This is a genomic window from Aliivibrio fischeri (assembly GCF_009727955.1).
Lineage (GTDB): Bacteria > Pseudomonadota > Gammaproteobacteria > Enterobacterales > Vibrionaceae > Aliivibrio > Aliivibrio fischeri_A.
Map to the genome: position 1 here is coordinate 38,251 of NZ_WOBR01000014.1, position 20,223 is coordinate 58,473.

The window sequence follows — 20,223 nt, forward strand, 5'->3', positions numbered from 1 at the left end:
GAGCTACTATTGTTAACATGATCGCAAATCTTATAAATGAACTTGATAATCAAAAAAGAGACTTGTGATGTTCCAAAAAAACAGTAAGGCTTTGTATCCTGTCGTATGGCTCAGCCTTTTATCCTTTACGGCTATTCTAATGGTTGGTCGTTTGAATTTCATTCTTCAGTACGCTAATTTTGACATACTTGAAGCCATTCCAAACGATCTATTCAACTCTCTGTTTATTGGATTTAGATTTGACTTAAAAGTTGCAGCTATTGCTTATGCTCCTATCTTTTTAATTGGTTTATTGACGGCTAATACTCGTTTTTTCTCTAAAGTGCTTAACGCTTTTGTTCCTTATACGTTCATCGTTAGCTTTATCGCTATTTCAGTAACAACAGCAAACTTTTTTTATTATCAAACTTATGGAAATTCCTTTGATATTTTTGTTTTCGGTTTAATGGAGGATGATACTGCAGCTGTAATTGATATTTTATGGAAAGACTATCCAATCTTATCTTCCGCTATTTTTTCTTTATTCGTCGCTATCGCTTCTACTCTTCTTTGTAAGAAATACGTTCATCACTTTGTAAATAAAGCTTATTCCACGCAACCTACACTTAAATGCACTCTTGTTGTTATTGCTAATATTCTTATTTATTTTGTGATTGCTCGTGGTTCTATTGGTACTTTCCCATTAAAAAAATACCATGCAAACGTTTCAAACTATGAGGTATTAAACCAAGCAACCCCTAACGCTATCCTTGCTCTTAATTGGGCTAATAGTGACCATAAAAAAGACGCAAAATTCCACAAAGTCTCTTTTAACGAATATACATCTCAGGTAGAAAAAGTACTTCATCAATCAGATGCAAAATACACAACACCTACAAATCCATATTTAGAAAAAAATCCACCTAACGTGGTATTTGCATTAATGGAAAGCATGGGGACAAATTTATTACTAGAAGATGGTAATGGTACTGATTTATTAGGTGCTCTTCGTCCTCATATGCAAAGCGATTTTCATTTTAATCGTTTTATTTCAGGTACTGGCGGAACAATAAATAGCATTGTAATGATGTTATTTCACAGCAATGTTAACTCTATTAGCCACAGTAGCGCTCAAAAGACACCATTATTTGGTTCTGCATTTTTACCTTATAAAAATGCAGGTTACGATGTGGTATACATCACTGGGGGCAGTCCTAACTGGCGTAATTTAAAATATTACATGCCATACCAAGGTGTTGATGCTTTTTATGATGAAGTTGATATTAAAAAAGCCTTTCCTGAAGCAGAAAAACTATCGAGTACTTGGGGTGTACCAGATGAATTCGCTTTTAAGTTTGCGGAGAAAATTCTAGCTGAAAGTGAAAAGCCTATGATGTTGATGATCCAAACAGAAACGAATCACCCTCCTTATAAAGTACCTGAAAATTATGAGGTGAAACCTATCCAGGTCAGTCAATATGCGATGGATAAAATGGGGCTTGATAAAACGGAATCGGAGAAAATTTACGGTACTTACCAATATTCGTCGAATGCCTTAGGTGAATTTGTTGATTCAATAAAAGCTTCTTCGCTTAAAAGCAAAACGATTATTTCGGCCTCTGGTGATCACAGATTACGTAACTACTCGATTGAATTTCCTAAAGACTTGGGCTTCGCTCGCGCAGTTCCTTTTTATCTTTATGTTCCTGAAGCTATTTTAGAACATACGAGCTATAAGTTTGAAAAAGAACGTATTGGTTCTCACAGAGATATTTTCCCTACACTGTATGCTTTTAGTTTATCAAATCAAAACTACTACAGTTTAGGTGGACGTAACTTACTGCAAGTAAACGATATTGAAAATCCAGTTGCGTTTAATGGTAATGTTACTTATACCCAAAACGGTGTGTTTAATAACTCTACTCCTGATGTGATTTACCCTTGGGCTGATAGTGCTTCACTAACAATCAAGCCAACAACAATGGTTAACCCTGATAAATCCATCCAAAAAGATTACAGTCACCTACAAACATTGTTTTTAAATGCTCAAATCAAAGGATTTACTGAGTAATAAAAATTAACACTAGAGACGATAAGAGCAAGATCGAGGTTTCAGGTTTCAGGTTTCAGGTTTCAGGTTTCAGGTTTCAGGTTTCAGGAAAATCAAAAGCGAGACCCCTGAAGCCTGCAAGCGAAGCGATCTGAAACCTAGTTATCACTACAGCAGCGATACCCGCTCTTATCGTCTCTAGTTTCTAGTTAAAAAAACCGTAGATGCTTCCACACCTACGGTTTCAAAAAATTCACAGAACTTAGCTCTTACTCGACCCTTAAGCAAAGCGTCCTCGCCTCTCGTCCCTGCTCTTATCTAAACAAATACCCTTCTTCCGCACTTACTGCAATCCACTCACCTTGCCAGTTTTGCATCATCCAAAAACTTGGCGCTTGGTAAATAGTAATTCGTTGTGGTTCTTCTTGATCTTCAAGCCAAACTTCAACAGAGCTTGGAGCGGGTAACTTTTCTTTTAATGCTTTTACTGAATCATCATTAAGAAGTGTTCCTTCGAGGGTAAACCAGCGATCAATGAGTTGGCTCTCTTGATCTGAAGTATTAGCACTTAGATCATATTCTGAAAAGTGCATTTTTTGAATCGCATTTTCACCTTCGAATAACGGCTTAATACCTTCAACAACTTCAATATTTTCTTTTGGTTCTATTAAGTATGTTTTTATTAGCTGAGGAGCTTGAAGCACTGCAATGAAAAGCAACACGAAGATGATCAGCATGTTGTTGTATTTACGACGTGATGGTTTTTTCATTTTAAATCCTTTTTAAGAGCAGGGACTAGGAGCGAGAACGCTTCGCTAACTAGAAACGATAAGAGCTAGGTTTCAGGTTTCAGGTTTCAGGTTTCAGGTTTCAGGAAGATTAAAAACAAGTACCGCTGAACTCTGCAAGCGAAGCGACCTACACTCTAACTCTTCCGCTTTTGCTCTTATAGCAGCGAAGCGGTCTAGTTAGCACTGTGTATCATTTCTATAATTATTTAATCGGATCATCCGCTAATGATTGCAAATCAACCATAAGCCCTTCACCATTATTCACTTTTTGAGGATCATTTTGTGATCCAAAAAAGTCGTATCCTGTATTTAATTCTTTTGCTTCAATACCCATAATGCTAGATAATGCATAAATAAAATGAAATCCACTTCTATGATTTTCTATTACGGTTTTTTCTGTGTAATCACTTCCTGTAATAAATAATGGAACCTCATAAGATTCTTTTGTTGATGGAGCATGTCTTAGGTTTCTTCCATTATCTCTATGTCCCAATCCATGATCTGATAAGTAAATTAAGCTATATGGTAGACCTGCATCTATAGCCATATCATTAATTGACGACAATAGATTATCTGTTTGTTTAATTGACTGAACATAACAAGATATCTTGTCTCCAGAGAAATCAAACTCAACGTTCCCTTCAACACGATCACAAAACAACGGATGAGAACCAATTAAATGTACAATAATTAATTTTGAATTTGCATCTGAGCTTAATGCTTCTTTTACATGTGGCAGTAAGGCTGAATCGTACACATTAGAGTCATTAAAACTGCCTGTTTTGGTAAAAATAGTTTTATCAGAATAATGCGCAAGAGCACTAATGCCAGTATCAAACACTCCCATTTTTCCTTGATTTGATAACCAGTAAGTTTCAATGCCAGCCATATTAGCAAGAGTAATAATATTATTATTTAGCTGAACATTTTTCCCATCATTCAGTGTTAAAAAGCGAATTACAGAAGTAAATGTATTTGGGCCTGGAGAGATAAAATGATCCCATTGCATACCATTTGCAGATGACATAAATGGTGTATTTTCTAGTGGGAAACCATACGCATTCATATAGTCTTTTCGTACACTCTCGCCAACAACTAAAATATAGTTTTTCTTCTCAGATGGTGTATTTAGCAATGTCCACGTCGGTTTGTTATTTCTTTGCTCCATTATCTCATTACTGTAGATGTAATATTTATTATATGAGTCATACCAGTCATAGATAAATGAAATAGGTGAATAACGGAAGTTTGAGAAAAAAGTAGCCGCATAATCCGTTGTCGAATCTTTCTTAATAATAGTTCGTACTGGTTTACTACAAGCAAGCAAGATAAATACAATCAAGAAAATGAAGGCTAGACGTGAACTTTTAAATTTTGGAAATACTCGTTCAGCAAATAACGCAAACATTAAAAATAGGATCCCAACAAGCACACTGACAATATTAAGATCTTTAAAATATTCAAACGATTCTGAAGGGTTTGTCTCCAACAATGCAGACATTATCGTTAAGTTAGGGTGGCCATAATTCCATGAGATAGGGACATAACAAGCAGCGATAAACACCATACTTCTATATGTAATTCGCCCAACCATCGTCTGATTTAGTAATACAAATGATATAGCGACTAAAATAATACTATCAGCCTTCAATTCATACCCTAAACTTAACGCCATCAATACCGACGTTAAAATTAAGGCAAAAAAGCCAAATACATTAAATTTATTTACCGAAATCCTATTCATGTTTATGCCTAAAAAATTTAAAAAAAAACCCAGCAACAAGGCTGGGTTTTCAATTTTATCAAAGTTGCAATCAGTAATCGAATTACTTGATTTTTGCTTCTTTGTAAAGAACGTGCTGGCGTACAACAGGATCGTATTTTTTGATCTCCATTTTGCCTGGCATGTTACGTTTGTTTTTGTCGGTTGTGTAGAAGTGACCAGTGTTAGCAGTTGATACTAACTTGATTTTCTCACGTGCGCCTTTAGCCATTGTTCAGATTCCTCTTAAACGTTCTCGCCACGAGCACGCATATCTGCAAGAACGGTTTCGATACCTTTCTTATCAATGATACGCATACCTTTAGCGGTAAGACGAAGTTTAACGAAGCGTTTTTCGCTTTCTACCCAGAAACGATGAGTTTGTAGGTTCGGCAGAAAACGACGCTTGGTGGCATTTTTTGCGTGTGAGCGGTTGTTACCAACTGCAGGACGCTTACCAGTTACTTGGCATACTCGGGACATTGCTGTCTTCTCCAAATCGTTTCAGCTCGATATCACCTTGGTGGCAAAAAACCACTAGAAATTCCATCTGAAATATCTAATTCAAGGCTATCAAAGGTCGCGCATTATACTAAGTGATTGCGCATTGCTCAAGACCCTAAGGGATCCTTTTTACGGTTTTTTGTATTTTTTTTATTCAATCGGTAAAAAAAACACTCAAATCCATCCTCTTTCGGCAAAAGAGACTATTTCTCCATCACCGATCACAAAATGATCAAGGACTCGGATATCTACCAATTCTACGGCATCAGAAATACGTTTTGTAATTCTTCTGTCAGCTTGACTTGGCTCGGCTACGCCGGAAGGGTGATTATGCGCTAAAATGATGGCGGCTGCATTATAATCTATCGATCTTTTTACAACTTCTCTCGGATAAACGGCAGCAGCATCGATTGTTCCTTCAAATAATATCTCCCCTTTTAGTACTCGATGTTGGTTATCAAGAAACAAAACATAAAACGCTTCCCTATGCCTATCTCTTAACATTCGGGTTAAATAACGTTTTGTATGTTCGGGGCTCGTTAGTGCATCTTCTTTTTCAATCTTTTCAAATAAATACCGCTCAGTCATTTCTACAACGGCTTGCAGTTGTGCAAATTTTGCAGTGCCCAACCCTTTATGGCTACAAAATTCATGTTCATCAGAGCTAAGTAATTTTCTTAATGAGCCAAACTCCTTTAATAGTTTATCTGCCAGTTCAATGGCATTCATTCCTTGGATCCCCGTTCTTAAAAAGATCGCGAGTAATTCAGCATCAGTCAGTGACTTTGGACCAAGGGCGAGTAACTTCTCTCTTGGTCGAGATTCTTCAGGTAGATTCATTAACGACATAGTTTTCTCAATTGATGACTTACTATCTACACAGCCTACGATGTCTAAATCTTATTCGCTTTCTTGATCGTTTAGCCTTCGGCAAGCTTCAAACCTTGATTGCAATTATGTTTTTGGTCATTTACTTGATGGAAGAGATTGGAAGTACATCACTCTGAAAAAAAATTATGATATGGTTAGCGCTACTTTATGGTGAACCACTTAACAGGGTAATTAGTGTCATGGCATCTCTTGCAGGGAAACGAATTCTTCTTGGTATTAGCGGCGGCATTGCAGCTTATAAATGTGCAGAACTGACTCGTCGATTAATTGAACGCGGCGCTGAAGTTCGCGTAGTAATGACAAAAGCAGCAAAAGAGTTCATTACCCCATTAACGATGCAGGCGGTTTCTGGCCACCCTGTTGCAGATAGCTTACTTGATCCTGCTGCTGAAGCATCAATGGGTCACATTGAATTAGCTAAGTGGGCTGACATTGTTTTACTTGCTCCAGCAACGGCTGATCTGATTGCTCGAATGGCTGCTGGCATGGGTAACGATTTATTATCTACCTTAGTTCTTGCTACAGATTCTCCTGTCGCGGTCTCTCCTGCGATGAATCAACAAATGTATAGCAATATCGCGACGCAAGAAAACATCGCAACACTCGCTCGTCGTGGCATGCACATTTGGGGCCCAGCAGCGGGCCAACAAGCTTGTGGCGATGTAGGCATGGGAAGAATGCTTGAGCCAATGGAGCTGGTTCATTTATGTGAAGATTTCTTCCAAGCTAATTCTGGTGAACACACAGAAGCGGATAAAAAACCACTTCAAGGTCAATCTCTACTTATTACTGCAGGCCCAACTCGTGAAGCCATCGATCCAGTTCGTTATATCTCTAACCATAGCTCAGGGAAAATGGGGTTTGCTATTGCAGATGCCGCAGCTCAATTAGGTGCTAATGTCACTTTAGTCAGTGGCCCTGTTAACCTTGCTACACCAGAGAACGTGAAACGCATTGATATTGAAAGCGCAGAACAAATGCACGAAGCGGTAATGAAAAATGCACAATCTCATTCTATCTTTATTGCATGTGCTGCCGTTGCTGATTTCAAACTAAGCCAAGTGGCGACTCAAAAATTAAAGAAAACCGCCGATGAAGATGGTATGACACTTCATATGGTTAAGAATCCAGATATTGTCGCTTCAGTTGCGGCATTAACGAATCAACGTCCATTTACGGTCGGTTTTGCAGCTGAAACTCAAGATGTGGAAAAATACGCTCGCGGTAAATTAGAGCGCAAAAATTTAGATATGATCTGTGCAAACGATGTATCAGTTCAGGGACAAGGCTTTAATAGTGATAACAATGCGCTTCACCTATATTGGAAAGAAGGTGATAAAGCGCTACCGTTAACGACGAAGTCGGAGCTGGGTAAGGCGATTATGCTTGAGATCGTTGAAAGACTGTAGAAGCAGGATTCAGGACGCTTCGCGCAGAGGCTTTAGGAAGAGCTAGAGACTATACGCTGCGCTAACTAGAAACTATAAGATCGTGAATGGCAGATATCGTAAGTCATTCGATTTTAGGAGGAGCTAGAACTGAACTCGATGCGCTTTTCCTGAAACCTGAATCCTGAAACCTGCTCTTTAATAGGAGCGAAGCGGTCTAGTTAGCGAAGCATATAGCCTCTAGTAACGAACAACCTAGCTCCACAAAAAATAATAAAAAAATGACAAAGGAACCGTAATGGCGACCCCAAGAAAACCAAATCGTCGTGATGAAATACTACAAGCTTTAGCTGAAATGCTAGAGTCCAATGAAGGTGCTGCTCGCATTACTACAGCCAAATTAGCAAAACAGGTTGGAGTCTCTGAAGCGGCGTTATATCGCCATTTCCCAAGCAAAGCCAAAATGTTTGAAGGCTTAATTGAGTTTATTGAAGAATCTATTTTTTCGCGTGTTAACCGCATTCTTGAAGATGAAAAAGATACTTTAAAACGTATTGAGCTATTATTAAAACTCTTGCTCGCCTTTGCTGAACGTAACCCTGGATTAACTCGAATTATGACAGGCCATGCGCTGATGTTTGAAAATGAACGCTTAAGAAGCCGCATTAATCAAATATTTGAGCGTATTGAACTTCAATTCAAACAAATCTTACGTGAACGCAAATTACGTGAAGGAAAAGCATTTCCGATTGATGAAAGTATTTTAGCCGCTCAGCTTGTGGGTCAAGTCGAGGGCAGTTTCTGTCGTTTTGTCCGTTCTGATTTTAAATATCAACCAACAGAAAACTTTAACGAGTATTGGGCGCTACTCAGTGCTCAGATCCAATAACTAATTAGATAAAATAGGCTCACGATGTCAAAGTATCCAGCTCCTAAATTCTCTAGCGCTCTTCTGCACCCTAAATATTGGGGGGTATGGTTTGGATTCGGATTCCTTTTTGCCATCGTCACCCTATTACCTTATAAAGTGACTTACAAACTTGGTCGCTCTCTTGGTTTACTTGGATTAAAACTTGGAAAATCAAGAGCTCATGTTGCTCGTCGTAATTTAGAACTCGCTTTTCCTGAAATGGAATCATCTGAGCGTGAAGCCATTATTGTTGAGAATTTCAAAAACTCAGGTCTTGCGATTTTTGAAACCGCAATGGCTTGGGTATGGCCTGATTGGCGTGTCGAAAAACATTTTAGTTATGAAAACAAGCAACACATTCTTGACCTTGCTGAAGAAGGTCGTGGGGTTTTGGTTGTTTGCGTTCACGCATTAAACCTTGAACTTACCGCTCGTGCATTTACTTCTTTTGCTCCGGGTTATGGTGTTTACCGTCCACACAACAACCCTGCTTACGATTTCATTCAATATTGGGGCCGCACCAATAACGGCAACCAGATGATCGACAGAAAAGACGTCAAAGGTATGCTGCGTGTATTACGTAAAGGCGAGCGTCTTTGGTATATGCCGGACCACGATTACAACCGTAATAAATCGGTTTTTGTTCCTTTCTTTGCGGTTCCAGATGCTTGTACCACAATAGGTTCAGATATCTTAATCAGTGCAAGTAAATGTGCTGTTGTTACTGCATCAGGTTTTAGAACTTACAATAATTACCACTTACAAATAGATAATGACATCAGTGACCAATTTCCGAAGAAAGATCCCGTTGGTGTTGCTACGGTAATGAATAAAGCGGTAGAACGTGTCATTTTACGCTGTATTCCTCAATGGATGTGGCTACATAAACGTTTTAAAACAATGGAAGATCCAAACGTTAAAAAAGGCATCCGCTACGATTAGGGCGTGTCAGGATAAATAATGAAAACCAATTTAATTACACGTGAAGGCTTTAATAAGCTGCAAGATGAACTCACGTTTCTATGGAAAGAAGAACGCCCAGAAGTTACTAAGAAAGTGACTTGGGCGGCTAGCCTTGGTGATCGCAGTGAAAACGCCGATTATCAGTACAACAAAAAACGCCTTCGTGAAATAGACCGTCGTGTTCGCTATCTTCGTAAACGTTTAGACCAAGTAAAAGTGGTCGACTATTCCCCACAGCAAGACGGAAAAATCTTTTTCGGTGCATTCGTTGAAATTGAAAACGAACAAGGCGATGTCCTCTCTTTTCGCATCGTTGGTCCTGATGAAATATTTGGCCGCAACGACTATATCTCTATCGATTCCCCTATGGCTCGAGCACTGATCAAAAAAGAAGTGGATGAAGATGTAATTGTAAAAACACCTGATGGGGATAAAGAGTGGTTTGTGAATTCGATTAGGTACTAGGAGCAGGACGCAACAAGTTGCTGAAGGGCGCTTCGCTTAAGGGCGGACTTCGTCCTTAAGGATTCAGGAAGAGCTGTATAGTGGATATTGTAATAACAGCGAGCGGCCTACAGTCCCCTCCCCTTAATAAGGGGAGGGTTAGGGAGGGGTTATTGCGATGAAGGTAAACTCGGTTACATAACTAACTAGATCATACGCTGTTAGCTCTTAACCCCCTCCCAGCCTCCCCCTTAGTAAGGGGGAGGAGCTAAGAACAGCGCTCTCCAGACGAAATTGTCTGCCTTTAAAAATTTTTAAATAAAAAGAATCAAAATGATAATAAACATAATTGCTAAAGAACTTAACGTTCGCCCTCAACAAGTTTCTGCTGCCGTTCAACTGATTGACGAAGGTAGCACCATCCCATTTATTGCTCGTTACCGTAAAGAAGTAACAGATGGCCTAGACGATACACAACTTCGTACCCTTGATACTCGTTTAACTTACCTACGTGAGTTGGATGACCGTCGTCAGTCGATCTTAAAATCGATTAAAGAACAAGAAAAACTAACGCCTGAATTAGAGCGTGAGATTTTAGATGCAGACAGCAAAACGCGTCTTGAAGATCTGTATCTACCATTTAAACGTAAACGTCGTACTAAAGGCCAAATCGCTATTGAAGCGGGTCTTGAACCATTGGCTGATTTACTGTGGACACAGCCTGAGAATACGCCTGAAGATGCTGCTCAATCTTACATTGATGAAGAAAAAGGCTTTACTGATACCAAAGCAGTTTTAGACGGTGCTCGTGCCATTCTTATGGAACGTATGGCAGAAGACGCAAACTTACTTGAAAAGGTTCGTACTTACCTAACAGCCAATGCTGAGCTTGTTTCTAAAATGGTGGACGGCCAAGAACAAGCGGGTGAAAAGTTCAAAGATTACTTTGATCACCATGAAGCATTAACCAAAGTCCCTTCTCACCGTGCACTTGCTATGCTACGTGGTCGTAATGAAGGCTTCTTACAGCTTTCTATTAATGCTGACCCAACTCAAGAAGAAGGTGCTCGCGGCTCGTACTGTGAAATCATCATCGCAAATCATTATGGTATTACGCTAGGTTCTCAACCTGCTGATTTATGGCGTAAACAAGTGATCAGCTGGACATGGCGTATTAAGATTTTAATGCACATGGAAACAGAATTAATGGGTGGTCTAAAAGAACGCTCAGAAAACGAGGCGATTGATGTATTTGCTACCAACCTAAAAGACCTATTAATGGCAGCGCCAGCAGGTCTTAAAACGACACTAGGTCTTGATCCTGGCCTACGTACAGGTACGAAAGTCGCCGTGGTTGATGCGACGGGTAAAGTACTAGCAACAGATACGATTTACCCTAACCAACCCCATAATCAAATTGCAAAATCAGCACAGATTATCGAAGCATTAATCAGACAACATAATGTGGATTTAATCGCAATTGGTAACGGTACTGCTTCACGTGAGACAGACGCTTTTGTGGGTAATCTACTGAAAGATGCAGGCTTATCTACGGCAAAAATCATCGTAAGTGAAGCGGGTGCATCGGTATATTCTGCTTCTGAATTAGCAGCGAAAGAGTTCCCTGATTTAGACGTATCAATCCGTGGTGCGGTATCTATCGCTCGCCGTCTGCAAGATCCTCTGGCTGAGTTAGTAAAAATCGATCCAAAAGCTATTGGTGTTGGTCAATATCAACACGATGTGAGTCAAAGCCAACTAGCGAAAAAGTTAGATGCCGTCATCGAAGACTGTGTAAACGCCGTTGGTGTTGACGTAAATACAGCCTCTCCTGCTCTATTAACTCGTGTTGCAGGTTTATCAGCAACGATTGCACAAAATATTGTGGATTACCGTGATGAAAACGGTCGCTTTGAAAACCGTACAACGCTGAAAAAAGTTGCTCGTTTAGGGTCTAAAGCTTTCGAACAATGTGCTGGTTTCTTACGTGTAATGAACGGTAAAAACCCATTGGATGCCTCTGCAGTTCACCCAGAAGCTTACCCAGTAGTAAAAACCATTGCTGAGAAAAATGGCAAAGCTATTGATGCCATTATTGGTAATACTGAGTTTTTACGCTCGGTTGCGGCTAACGATTACATCAGTGCAGATTTTGGTTTACCAACAGTAACTGACATCATTAAAGAGCTAGATAAGCCGGGTCGAGATCCTCGTCCTGAGTTTAAAACAGCAACCTTTGCTGATGGCGTAAATACGGTATCTGATCTTGAATTAGGCATGGTATTGGAAGGTGTTGTATCAAACGTAGCGAACTTCGGTGCATTCGTTGATATCGGTGTTCACCAAGATGGCTTAGTTCATATTTCTGCATTAAGTGATACGTTTGTTTCTGACCCTCGAGAAGTCGTTAAAGCCGGTGATATTGTAAAAGTGAAGGTTATGGAAGTGGATGTGCAACGTAAGCGTATCGCTCTTTCTATGCGTTTAAACGATAAGCCGGGTGAAGACAATCGTCCTCAACGCCAGTCAAGTAAACCACAACAGCGCAATGAGCGTTCTCAAGCGCCAAGACAGCAACGTAATAACGATGTTGGCGGTGGTGCAATGGGTGGTGCGTTTGCGGCGGCTTTTGCGAAGGCGAAGAAGTAAGTTTCGAGGGACGAGAACGCTGCGCTTCTAGGGGCGAGGAAGAGCTAAGAGAAAGGGTTTAGGGTTTAGGGTTTAGGGTTCAGGGTTCAGGGTTCAGGGTTCAGGGCGCTACGCTTGCAGGTTTCAGGTGTACTCGCTTTTGAACTTCCAGAAACCTGAGATCTGAATACTCCGCTTTGCTCGCATACTGCAATCACAGCGAAAGAGAATGGTTCTCCCCCTTTTATCGTTATTACTATGAGATCGATATAGTTAATACAAGGGGGAGTTAGAGGGGGTTGGTTTGTAACCTTCGTAAAAAAGGGAGGAACAGTATTATGAACGCTGTAATCACAACGATCATCTCTGTAATCTGCAAAGGAGCTTGCGACTAAGCTATGCTCTTGCTCCACCTGAAACCTGAGACCTGAATCCTACGCTCTCCCTCGCTCCTCGAGCGAAGCGTACTCGCCTCTCGTCCCTGCTCTTAAACCCTCAAAGCACCGCCAATATATCCGACGGATTATTCGGAACCACTGCCTTATCATAGTGAAAACTTATCACACTACGACGACGAACCATTCGTCCCATCTCTTCAAGTTTATCTAATAAATTTTTTGGCAAATTAAAACGGATGGTATAACCCGTTCCTTCACCTTGAGCGTAAGTATCCAACGACAGCAATCGAGCTAATTTAGCTAAATCATCATCAATATCATACAGAGTGGCGAAATGAGGTTTTGGCTCCTCTTTCTCTTCCATCACATCATAACCAGGGTGATCTGATGGCTCCCAAGCATCCCGCTTATGTTGCTTATCATCACCTTTGATTGCTTTTTCAGATGTGGTTTCGCTCATCTTTGTCGTCGGCGCAACAGGCTTCTTAACACGATTTTCACGTGCTACTTGTTCTGTTGGCAGATTAACAGAAGGTGCGATAAGCGGCACACTGACACTGTTAGGTGAAAAGATCATAAAGCGTTTCCTTAACTAAATAAAAACTAAGCGTGTTGATTTAAAAAAGTGCGTAGCTCAGAAATAAATTCGTCATTATGCGAAATAAAAGGTGCGTGTGATGCTTGCTCAAAAACGATTTTAGCCGAATTCGGCATAAGTTCATCCATATCATGAGCAACTTTAATTGGCACTAATCCATCCAGCCGTCCATACATACGACATACTGGCATCGACAATTGAGATACAGCTTCTCGTAGATCTATATCGGCCAGAATCATTAAACCTGTAGCTAATGCTTGTTGATCGGGCATAGGCCTTGAAAATACTGCCTTTTTTACCAACTTAATGTCTTGCTTAGCATTAGGACTGCCCATCGCTTGTAGTGCCATAAAGCGCTCAACGGTTAATGTAAAATCGGTTTTTAACTGCTCAGTAAATTGTGATAACACGAGAGGTTTTATGCCTCGCCAGCCTTTCTCTGCTGAAAAACGTGGTGAGCTCGCAACGGTAATAAGTTGTGATACTCGCTCGGGAGAAGTTAACGCCGCTTTTGTCGCAATTAATCCCCCTAATGACCAACCTAACCATGCTGCCTTTTTAGGTGCTTGAGCAAGAACTTGTTTCACCATTTCATCAAAATCAGCACTGCCTAATTCTGCACTGTGGCCATAGCCAGATAAATCGACAGTATGCACACGATAATGCTGGCTAAGCTTTTCAGATGTGGTCTGCCACACTGCTCCATTCATTCCCCATCCATGAATGAGAACCAGATCGGAACCTTCGCCTTCCGTTTGCCAATAAAGAGGTGTTGTCATCTACACTGCCTGTTAATGATTAATTAGTATGGGTGGTTTAGTGTTCATCAGGTGGATAAGAAGATCAATACAAAAATTAGGCGTAAGTCATTGTGACTTTTGCTCACAAGCAATGCCACCATCTGAAACAATTTGGTGCCAAGCTTGCTTAGATTTAATCAAAATAGTGCCTCGCTGTCAGCGATGTGGTTTGCAAACCGAACATGAGACCGATGTCTGCGGAGAGTGTCTTTTGCACCCACCACAATGGGACCGCTTATATTGTGTGAGTGACTATTCTGACCCATTACGCGAATACATTAATAAACTTAAATACGCTCAACAGTTCTGGCTCGCCCAAGATTTAGGCGTATTACTCAGTAAACACATCCCAGAACCAGCGCCTCTCATTCTTCCTGTTCCTCTGCATTGGAAACGATTTTGGTGGCGTTCTTATAATCAAAGTGATCATTTAGGTTGGACATTAGAAAGGGAATTCAATCTTAAGTCGTCCACCACTCACTGTAATAACAAGATATTGAAACGCGTTAAAGCAACAAGACCTCAACAGGGTTTATCTCGCTCGTTTCGACAAACTAATTTACTCGGCGCATTTAAAATCACTCAACCAATCAAAGAAAAACACGTTGCTCTTGTTGATGATGTGGTGACAACGGGTGCAACGATTAATCTGTTGTGTATGGAATTAAGAAAAGTGGGAGTTGAGCGTATTGATGTGTATACGGTTTGTAGGACGGGGCGGAATTAGAAACTATAAGAGCAAAGGCGAGGTTTCAGGTTTCAGGAAAATCAAAAGCAAGTACACCTGAAGCCTGTAAGCGAAGCGACCTGAATCCTCGCTCTTCGCCTTTGCTCTTCCTCCCCCCTAGAGCGAAGCGTACTCGTCTCTCGTTCCTTCCTTTAAAAACCTTAGCAAACGATTGCTTTTCATTAAATTATCTATAAAATACCGCTCCAATTGACTAAGTATTGAACTTAGCAATGCAACCCTATCGAGAAAGGTTCTGATTAACAGCAATCACAGATTGACGCCTTCTCACTTCAAACTCCCATTCAGCGAGATTTGAAGACAACGTTACACTACTAGGAATATCGGCCATGACCGTTAAAAACAGCACCACAAAACCATCTGAATTGATCTATCAATTAGATGATCGTCCACCGCTACCGCACACTTTATTTGCTGCTTTTCAGCACTTATTGGCAATGTTTGTTGCGATTATTACGCCGTCTCTGATCATCTGTCAGACACTTGGTGTTCCAGCAGCTGAAACCAATACCATTATCAGCATGTCTTTATTTGCTTCGGGCATTTCTTCTTTTATTCAAATTAAAACCTTTGGCCCTATCGGTTCTGGCTTACTTTCAGTTCAAGGCACCAGTTTTAACTTCTTAGGCCCAATCATTGGTGCTGGTCTTGCACTAAAAGCAGGTGGTGCTGACGTTCCTACTATGATGGCAGCCATTTTCGGTACCATTCTTGTTGCTTCAACCGCTGAAATTTTCTTATCTCGTGTTCTTGAATACGCTCAAAAAATCATTACTCCATTAGTCTCTGGCATTGTTGTTACTCTCATCGGCCTTACTCTTATTCAGGTTGGTTTAGTCTCTATGGGGGGCGGATATTCAGCTATGGGCGAAGGCACATTTGGCAGCCTTGATAAACTAGCTCTTGCTGGCACGGTATTGCTAATTATTGTGGTATTAAACCGCGCAACTAACCCTTACCTTCGTATGGCGTCTATCGTTATCGCAATGACAGTAGGAACAGTAGTGGCGTGGGCTATGGGGATGCTTAATACAGAAATGTCTCATGATGCGGCTCTCATTGCCCTACCTATTCCTATGCAATATGGCTTAGGTTTTGATTGGTCTCTGTTTATTCCTTTGGTGCTTATCTTCTTAATCACGGCACTAGAAGCTATTGGTGATATTACAGCAACATCAGAAGTATCAGGCCAACCAGTGAAAGGTCCTGTTTATATGAAGCGCATTAAAGGCGGCGTATTGGCTGATGGTATTAACTCAGCAATCGCTGCAGCATTTAACAGCTTCCCTAACTCAACATTCAGCCAAAACAATGGCGTGATTTTATTAACGGGTGTAGCAAGTCGTTATGTGGGTTATTTCATCGCAGGTATGCTAGTTCTTCTTGGTTTATTCCCTGGCGTGGCAAGCATGGTTCAGATCATTCCTGAACCTGTGCTTGGTGGGGCGACTATTGTGATGTTCGGTACAATTGCGGCTGCTGGTGTGCGTATTATCTCTCGTGTTGAACTAGACCGTCGCGCGATCCTAATCATGGCAATGTCTTTCTCTATGGGTCTTGGGCTAGCTCAAAAACCTGAAATTCTTCAGTTCATGCCTGAGATGATTAAAAACATTTTCTCATCAGGCGTAACCGCAGGCGGTGTAACCGCGATTATCTTAAATATCGTATTACCGTATGCAGAAGTGAAAGAAGAAGCAAAACAAGATGTGGTTGTTTAAATAAAGGAACTAGGAGCAAGTTCGCTTCGCTCTAGGGACAAATAAAAACGAAAAAGACCGCAGGTGATTATCATCTGCGGTCTTTTTGTTTTTTACTAGGAACTATACGCTGCGCTGACTAGAGACTATAAGAATGGGCATGATTAATGTGGTGAGTTTTTAGGTTTCAGGGCGCTACGCTTGCAGGTTTCAGGTGTACTCGCTTTTGCTCTTCCTGAAACCTGAGACCTGAATCCTAGCTTTTTGCTCTTACCCCAACGGAAACTCAACTTGAACCTTCAAACCACCTTCACTTCGGTTTGATAAACTCACTTCACCTTGATGCTGAGTAACAATACGCTTAACAATGGCTAATCCTAACCCTGTACCTTCACTACCACGAGCCGTATCCCCCCGAGTAAAAGGTTCAAAAACGGTTTCTAGCTGTGCGTTATCAACTCCAGGGCCATTATCTTCAATAATAATCCATACGGTTTTATGATCAGCAGAAACACTGGTTGATACTTGAATCCAATCACCGCCATATCGAATCGCATTAACGACCAAATTGGTGATCACTCGCTTAATTGCTACCGCATTACCATTAATCGCTTTTGGGATCATAGCGAGCTTGGTTTGAATTTCACGCTCATAACCACCCTCAGCCAATATCACTTCATTAACGATGGTATTAACATCAACCTGAGTAAAATCTTGTTTTGCTACTGGCTTTAAATAATCCATGAATTGACCAATGATCTCATTACACTCTTCCGTGTCTTTAATCATACTTTCAGCAAGGTAGCTATCTTCTGGAGACATCATTTCTGTGGCTAAACGAATACGAGTTAATGGTGTTCGGATATCATGACTGACCCCAGCCATTAATAAAGCCCGGTCTTGTTCTAATTTCTGAATGCCTTTCGACATTTGGTTAAACGCACGAGTTACCGCTTGAATCTCTGATGCCCCTTTCTCAGGTAATGGTTCTGGTATTTCTCCTTTACCGACTTTACGAGCAGCAGTTTGCAGTGCCATTAGTGGCCGGTTTTGAATTTTAATAAATGTCCAACCGCCAAGAATTACGAGTAGAGCGATAAACAAACTGTTTCTAAAGAGCGGTGCGAAATCATCTTCTTGCAATGCTGATAATGGTATTCGCATATAAAATTTAGGCATTGCTTCACTCTTCATCCACAACACGTAACTGTCTGCGCCTAGAATCAAACGAACCTCTGTTGGTGCACCTAATTCCTGCGTCATCTCTTCACTTAAAAATTCAACCGGACTGGCCTGATAATACTCTTTCATATCAGGATCGTTTTCGTCATGAAGGCTAACACCAAGCTGCTCTAATAATTGGCGTCGTAGAGGTTGCCCTAGGTGAACATTTTTACCACTCGCTAGTGTGACATCTTCCGCTAACATTAAGCGTACTTCATAAGCCAAAATGCGATTAAACTGCTGCAAACTAGGTAATAAAGCGTAATTGAAAACCGCGAGATAAGAGAATACCTGACTGGCGATAAGAAGGGATGCGAGGAGTAAAAGGGTTCTGGCGAAGGTACTTTTCATAGAGGTTCTCTGTTTGGTGATAAATTTGAAGAGAGCTAGAGACTATACGCTGCGCTAACTAGAAACGACAACAGCGAATATGGTTGGTGTTGAAATAACCTAGGTTTCAGGACGCTTCGCTTGCAGGTTTCAGAGGAATTGGCTTTTAGCTCCTCCCCCTTACTAAGGGGGAGGCTGGGAGGGGGTCAAGAACTAACAGCGCATAATCAAGTTAACTATGAACTCAATTCCAACTTCACCGCAATAACCCCTCCCTAGCCCTCCCCTTATCAAGGAGAGGGAACTGTATTTTACACGCTGTAATGACAACGATCTTCCCTGAAGCCTGAATCCTACAAGGGAGTCTGCGACCGATCTGAACTCTGCTTTTGCTCTTCCTCGCCCCTTAAGCGAAGCGTACTAGATTTTCGTCCCTGCTCTTACGCTTCTGCTCCATCAGGAACGAACACATAACCTAATCCCCACACTGTTTGAATATAACGTGGACGACTTGGATCTTCTTCAATCATACGACGAAGACGAGAAATTTGAACATCAATTGAACGTTCCATTGCTGAATATTCACGGCCACGGGCCATATTCATTAATTTATCGCGCGACATTGGTTCACGCATGTTCGTCACTAATGATTTTAGAACAGCAAATTCACCGGATGTCAGTGGCATTGGCTCATCATTGCGGAACATTTCACGAGTGCCTAGATTTAAGCGGAATTCACCAAACTCAATCATTTTATCTTCTGCGCTTGGAGCTCCTGGCGCTTCAATAACTTGACGACGTAATACCGCACGAATACGCGCTAATAGTTCACGTGGATTAAATGGCTTTGGTAAGTAATCATCAGCACCGACTTCCAAACCAACAATGCGATCAATCTCATCGCCTTTTGCCGTTAGCATTAGAATCGGCAACATATTATTTGCACTGCGTAAGCGGCGGCAAATAGATAGGCCATCTTCACCCGGCAACATTAAGTCCAATACCATTAGGTGGAAAGTTTCACGAGCCAATAAACGGTCCATTTGTTCACTGTTAGCTACGCTACGCACTTGAAAGCCTTGTTCTGACAAGTAACGCTCTAATAAAGAACGAAGACGAGCATCATCATCAACTACTAAAATCTTATGGTTTTCTTGCATGGGCTTAACCTCAATATATGTCTTATTTCAGTTTACTCGTAACTTGAAGCAATTGAAGCGGTATTTCATAAAAAATGAGAGGTGAAATTGTTACTTTTTATGTAACAAGTTCAAATTTTAAGACAGATTACCGTACCAAACGTTAATTACATGGCATATTGATTGCTTAGTTATAATATTGTCAATGATTATAGATGAGTTCATCATGTTAGTTGGATATAAACGAGCACAATGTAAAAAAGTTCTTGTCATCAACCGTAAAGGTGGCGCAGGAAAATCCACGTTCGCAATAGCAATGGCGTCTTTCTACGCTCATCAAAAAGTAAAAACGGAAATCATTGATCTTGACCCTCAAGGTACAAGTCACTTTTGGGGCAGTAAAACCGAAGGGGTAAGAACAACTCGTTTTTTACCATCATCAAATGTGCCCTTTTCTCTCGCTTTGCGCTTGGAAGCGGACACCAAAATCACAGTGATTGATTCTCCCTCTAACTTTAGTCGTTTTGAGATGGAGAAGTATATTTCTATGGTTGATAAGATCATCTTTCCTGTCCAACCATCACCGATTGATGTGCACTCAATGCTTGGGTTCATTAAAGATTTAATTAATTCCCCTGCGTTTAAACATAATAACGTTGAGTTGGCTTTTGTGATCACTCGCTGCAAAGAAAACAACCAAGGTACTGAGTTTGTTCATAAAGTGCTGCAACATATGAAGTACCCACTTTTAGGCACCATGTCTGAGCATCAAGCTTATCAAGAGATGTTTTCAGAAAAAAACTGTTTCTTAGCTCGCTATCCTGAACTTGATAAGCCTCTCTGGAAGAACATGAAAGAGTGGTTAAATGTCGATATGACGCAAACAACAAATGTTGAAGATGAAGCGCAAAAAAAAGTGGCTGATACGACATCAACCACTTACTCTTCTATTTTGAAAAAGCATTATTAACCCTAC

At 40.8% G+C, this 20,223-nt stretch carries 18 protein-coding genes; 9 read left to right on the forward strand and 9 right to left on the reverse strand.

Going from position 1 to position 20,223, the window contains the following annotated elements; translation table 11 throughout:
• The first annotated feature begins 67 nt into the window (after window positions 1-67).
• A complete protein-coding gene (locus tag GNP81_RS17755; RefSeq protein ID WP_155673701.1) occupies window positions 68-2,050 on the forward strand; it encodes an LTA synthase family protein in 1,983 nt (660 codons plus the stop codon).
• A gap of 293 nt (window positions 2,051-2,343) precedes the next feature.
• On the opposite strand, the gene GNP81_RS17760 is transcribed toward GNP81_RS17755, so the two are convergent.
• The 5 genes from GNP81_RS17760 to radC all read right to left on the reverse strand — a co-directional run bounded on the left by GNP81_RS17760 (window position 2,344) and on the right by radC (window position 5,935).
• Complete coding sequence (locus GNP81_RS17760; RefSeq protein ID WP_155673702.1) at window positions 2,344-2,799, reverse strand: hypothetical protein; 456 nt, start codon at window positions 2,797-2,799, stop codon at window positions 2,344-2,346.
• A 223-nt stretch (window positions 2,800-3,022) separates the two neighbouring features.
• Window positions 3,023-4,564 carry a phosphoethanolamine transferase gene (locus GNP81_RS17765; protein ID WP_155673703.1) on the reverse strand — a complete coding sequence of 514 codons (1,542 nt, stop codon included), beginning with the start codon at window positions 4,562-4,564 and terminating at the stop codon, window positions 3,023-3,025.
• Window positions 4,565-4,646: 82 nt separating this feature from the next.
• Window positions 4,647-4,814, reverse strand: a complete 168-nt coding sequence (gene rpmG, locus GNP81_RS17770) for a 50S ribosomal protein L33 (RefSeq protein WP_005417052.1) — start codon at window positions 4,812-4,814, stop codon at window positions 4,647-4,649.
• Between the two features lie 14 nt (window positions 4,815-4,828).
• Entirely contained in the window at window positions 4,829-5,065 is a 237-nt protein-coding gene (rpmB, locus tag GNP81_RS17775; protein WP_005417050.1) for a 50S ribosomal protein L28, read from the reverse strand.
• A gap of 195 nt (window positions 5,066-5,260) precedes the next feature.
• On the reverse strand, window positions 5,261-5,935 hold the full coding sequence (gene radC, locus GNP81_RS17780; RefSeq protein ID WP_005417048.1) for a RadC family protein: 675 nt from the start codon (window positions 5,933-5,935) through the stop codon (window positions 5,261-5,263).
• A gap of 221 nt (window positions 5,936-6,156) precedes the next feature.
• Here radC and coaBC point away from each other — a divergent pair, with 221 nt between their 5' ends.
• From coaBC to GNP81_RS17805, 5 genes are all read left to right on the forward strand, one after another.
• Entirely contained in the window at window positions 6,157-7,386 is a 1,230-nt protein-coding gene (coaBC, locus tag GNP81_RS17785; protein ID WP_155673704.1) for a bifunctional phosphopantothenoylcysteine decarboxylase/phosphopantothenate--cysteine ligase CoaBC, read from the forward strand.
• Between the two features lie 277 nt (window positions 7,387-7,663).
• A complete protein-coding gene (gene slmA / locus GNP81_RS17790; RefSeq protein ID WP_005417043.1) occupies window positions 7,664-8,254 on the forward strand; it encodes a nucleoid occlusion factor SlmA in 591 nt (196 codons plus the stop codon).
• Between the two features lie 24 nt (window positions 8,255-8,278).
• Complete coding sequence (locus GNP81_RS17795) at window positions 8,279-9,217, forward strand: Kdo(2)-lipid IV(A) acyltransferase (RefSeq protein ID WP_155673705.1); 939 nt, start codon at window positions 8,279-8,281, stop codon at window positions 9,215-9,217.
• 18 nt (window positions 9,218-9,235) lie between these two features.
• The gene (gene greB / locus GNP81_RS17800; RefSeq protein ID WP_063647126.1) at window positions 9,236-9,703 is read left to right on the forward strand and encodes a transcription elongation factor GreB; all 468 of its coding nucleotides are present in this window, start codon (window positions 9,236-9,238) and stop codon (window positions 9,701-9,703) included.
• A 312-nt stretch (window positions 9,704-10,015) separates the two neighbouring features.
• A complete protein-coding gene (locus tag GNP81_RS17805; RefSeq protein WP_155673706.1) occupies window positions 10,016-12,331 on the forward strand; it encodes a Tex family protein in 2,316 nt (771 codons plus the stop codon).
• Between the two features lie 474 nt (window positions 12,332-12,805).
• On the opposite strand, the gene GNP81_RS17810 is transcribed toward GNP81_RS17805, so the two are convergent.
• A complete protein-coding gene (locus GNP81_RS17810) occupies window positions 12,806-13,285 on the reverse strand; it encodes a hypothetical protein (protein WP_005417025.1) in 480 nt (159 codons plus the stop codon).
• Between the two features lie 26 nt (window positions 13,286-13,311).
• A complete protein-coding gene (bioH, locus tag GNP81_RS17815; RefSeq protein ID WP_065604242.1) occupies window positions 13,312-14,085 on the reverse strand; it encodes a pimeloyl-ACP methyl ester esterase BioH in 774 nt (257 codons plus the stop codon).
• Between the two features lie 112 nt (window positions 14,086-14,197).
• Here bioH and GNP81_RS17820 point away from each other — a divergent pair, with 112 nt between their 5' ends.
• Together GNP81_RS17820 and GNP81_RS17825 are read left to right on the forward strand one after the other, a co-directional pair.
• Entirely contained in the window at window positions 14,198-14,833 is a 636-nt protein-coding gene (locus GNP81_RS17820; RefSeq protein ID WP_236803974.1) for a ComF family protein, read from the forward strand.
• Window positions 14,834-15,183: 350 nt separating this feature from the next.
• Window positions 15,184-16,575 (forward strand): uracil-xanthine permease family protein, encoded by a 1,392-nt coding sequence (locus GNP81_RS17825; protein ID WP_155673708.1) that lies wholly within the window; start codon window positions 15,184-15,186, stop codon window positions 16,573-16,575.
• Window positions 16,576-16,824: 249 nt separating this feature from the next.
• Here the strand turns inward: GNP81_RS17825 and envZ are convergent, their stop codons facing one another.
• Window positions 16,825-18,150 carry a two-component system sensor histidine kinase EnvZ gene (gene envZ, locus GNP81_RS17830; protein WP_336495386.1) on the reverse strand — a complete coding sequence of 442 codons (1,326 nt, stop codon included), beginning with the start codon at window positions 18,148-18,150 and terminating at the stop codon, window positions 16,825-16,827.
• Window positions 18,151-18,548: 398 nt separating this feature from the next.
• Window positions 18,549-19,268 carry an osmolarity response regulator transcription factor OmpR gene (gene ompR / locus GNP81_RS17835; RefSeq protein WP_012532766.1) on the reverse strand — a complete coding sequence of 240 codons (720 nt, stop codon included), beginning with the start codon at window positions 19,266-19,268 and terminating at the stop codon, window positions 18,549-18,551.
• A 205-nt stretch (window positions 19,269-19,473) separates the two neighbouring features.
• Between ompR and GNP81_RS17840 the strand changes: the two genes are divergently transcribed.
• On the forward strand, window positions 19,474-20,217 hold the full coding sequence (locus GNP81_RS17840; RefSeq protein ID WP_005417016.1) for a ParA family protein: 744 nt from the start codon (window positions 19,474-19,476) through the stop codon (window positions 20,215-20,217).
• The last annotated feature ends 6 nt before the right edge of the window (window positions 20,218-20,223 follow it).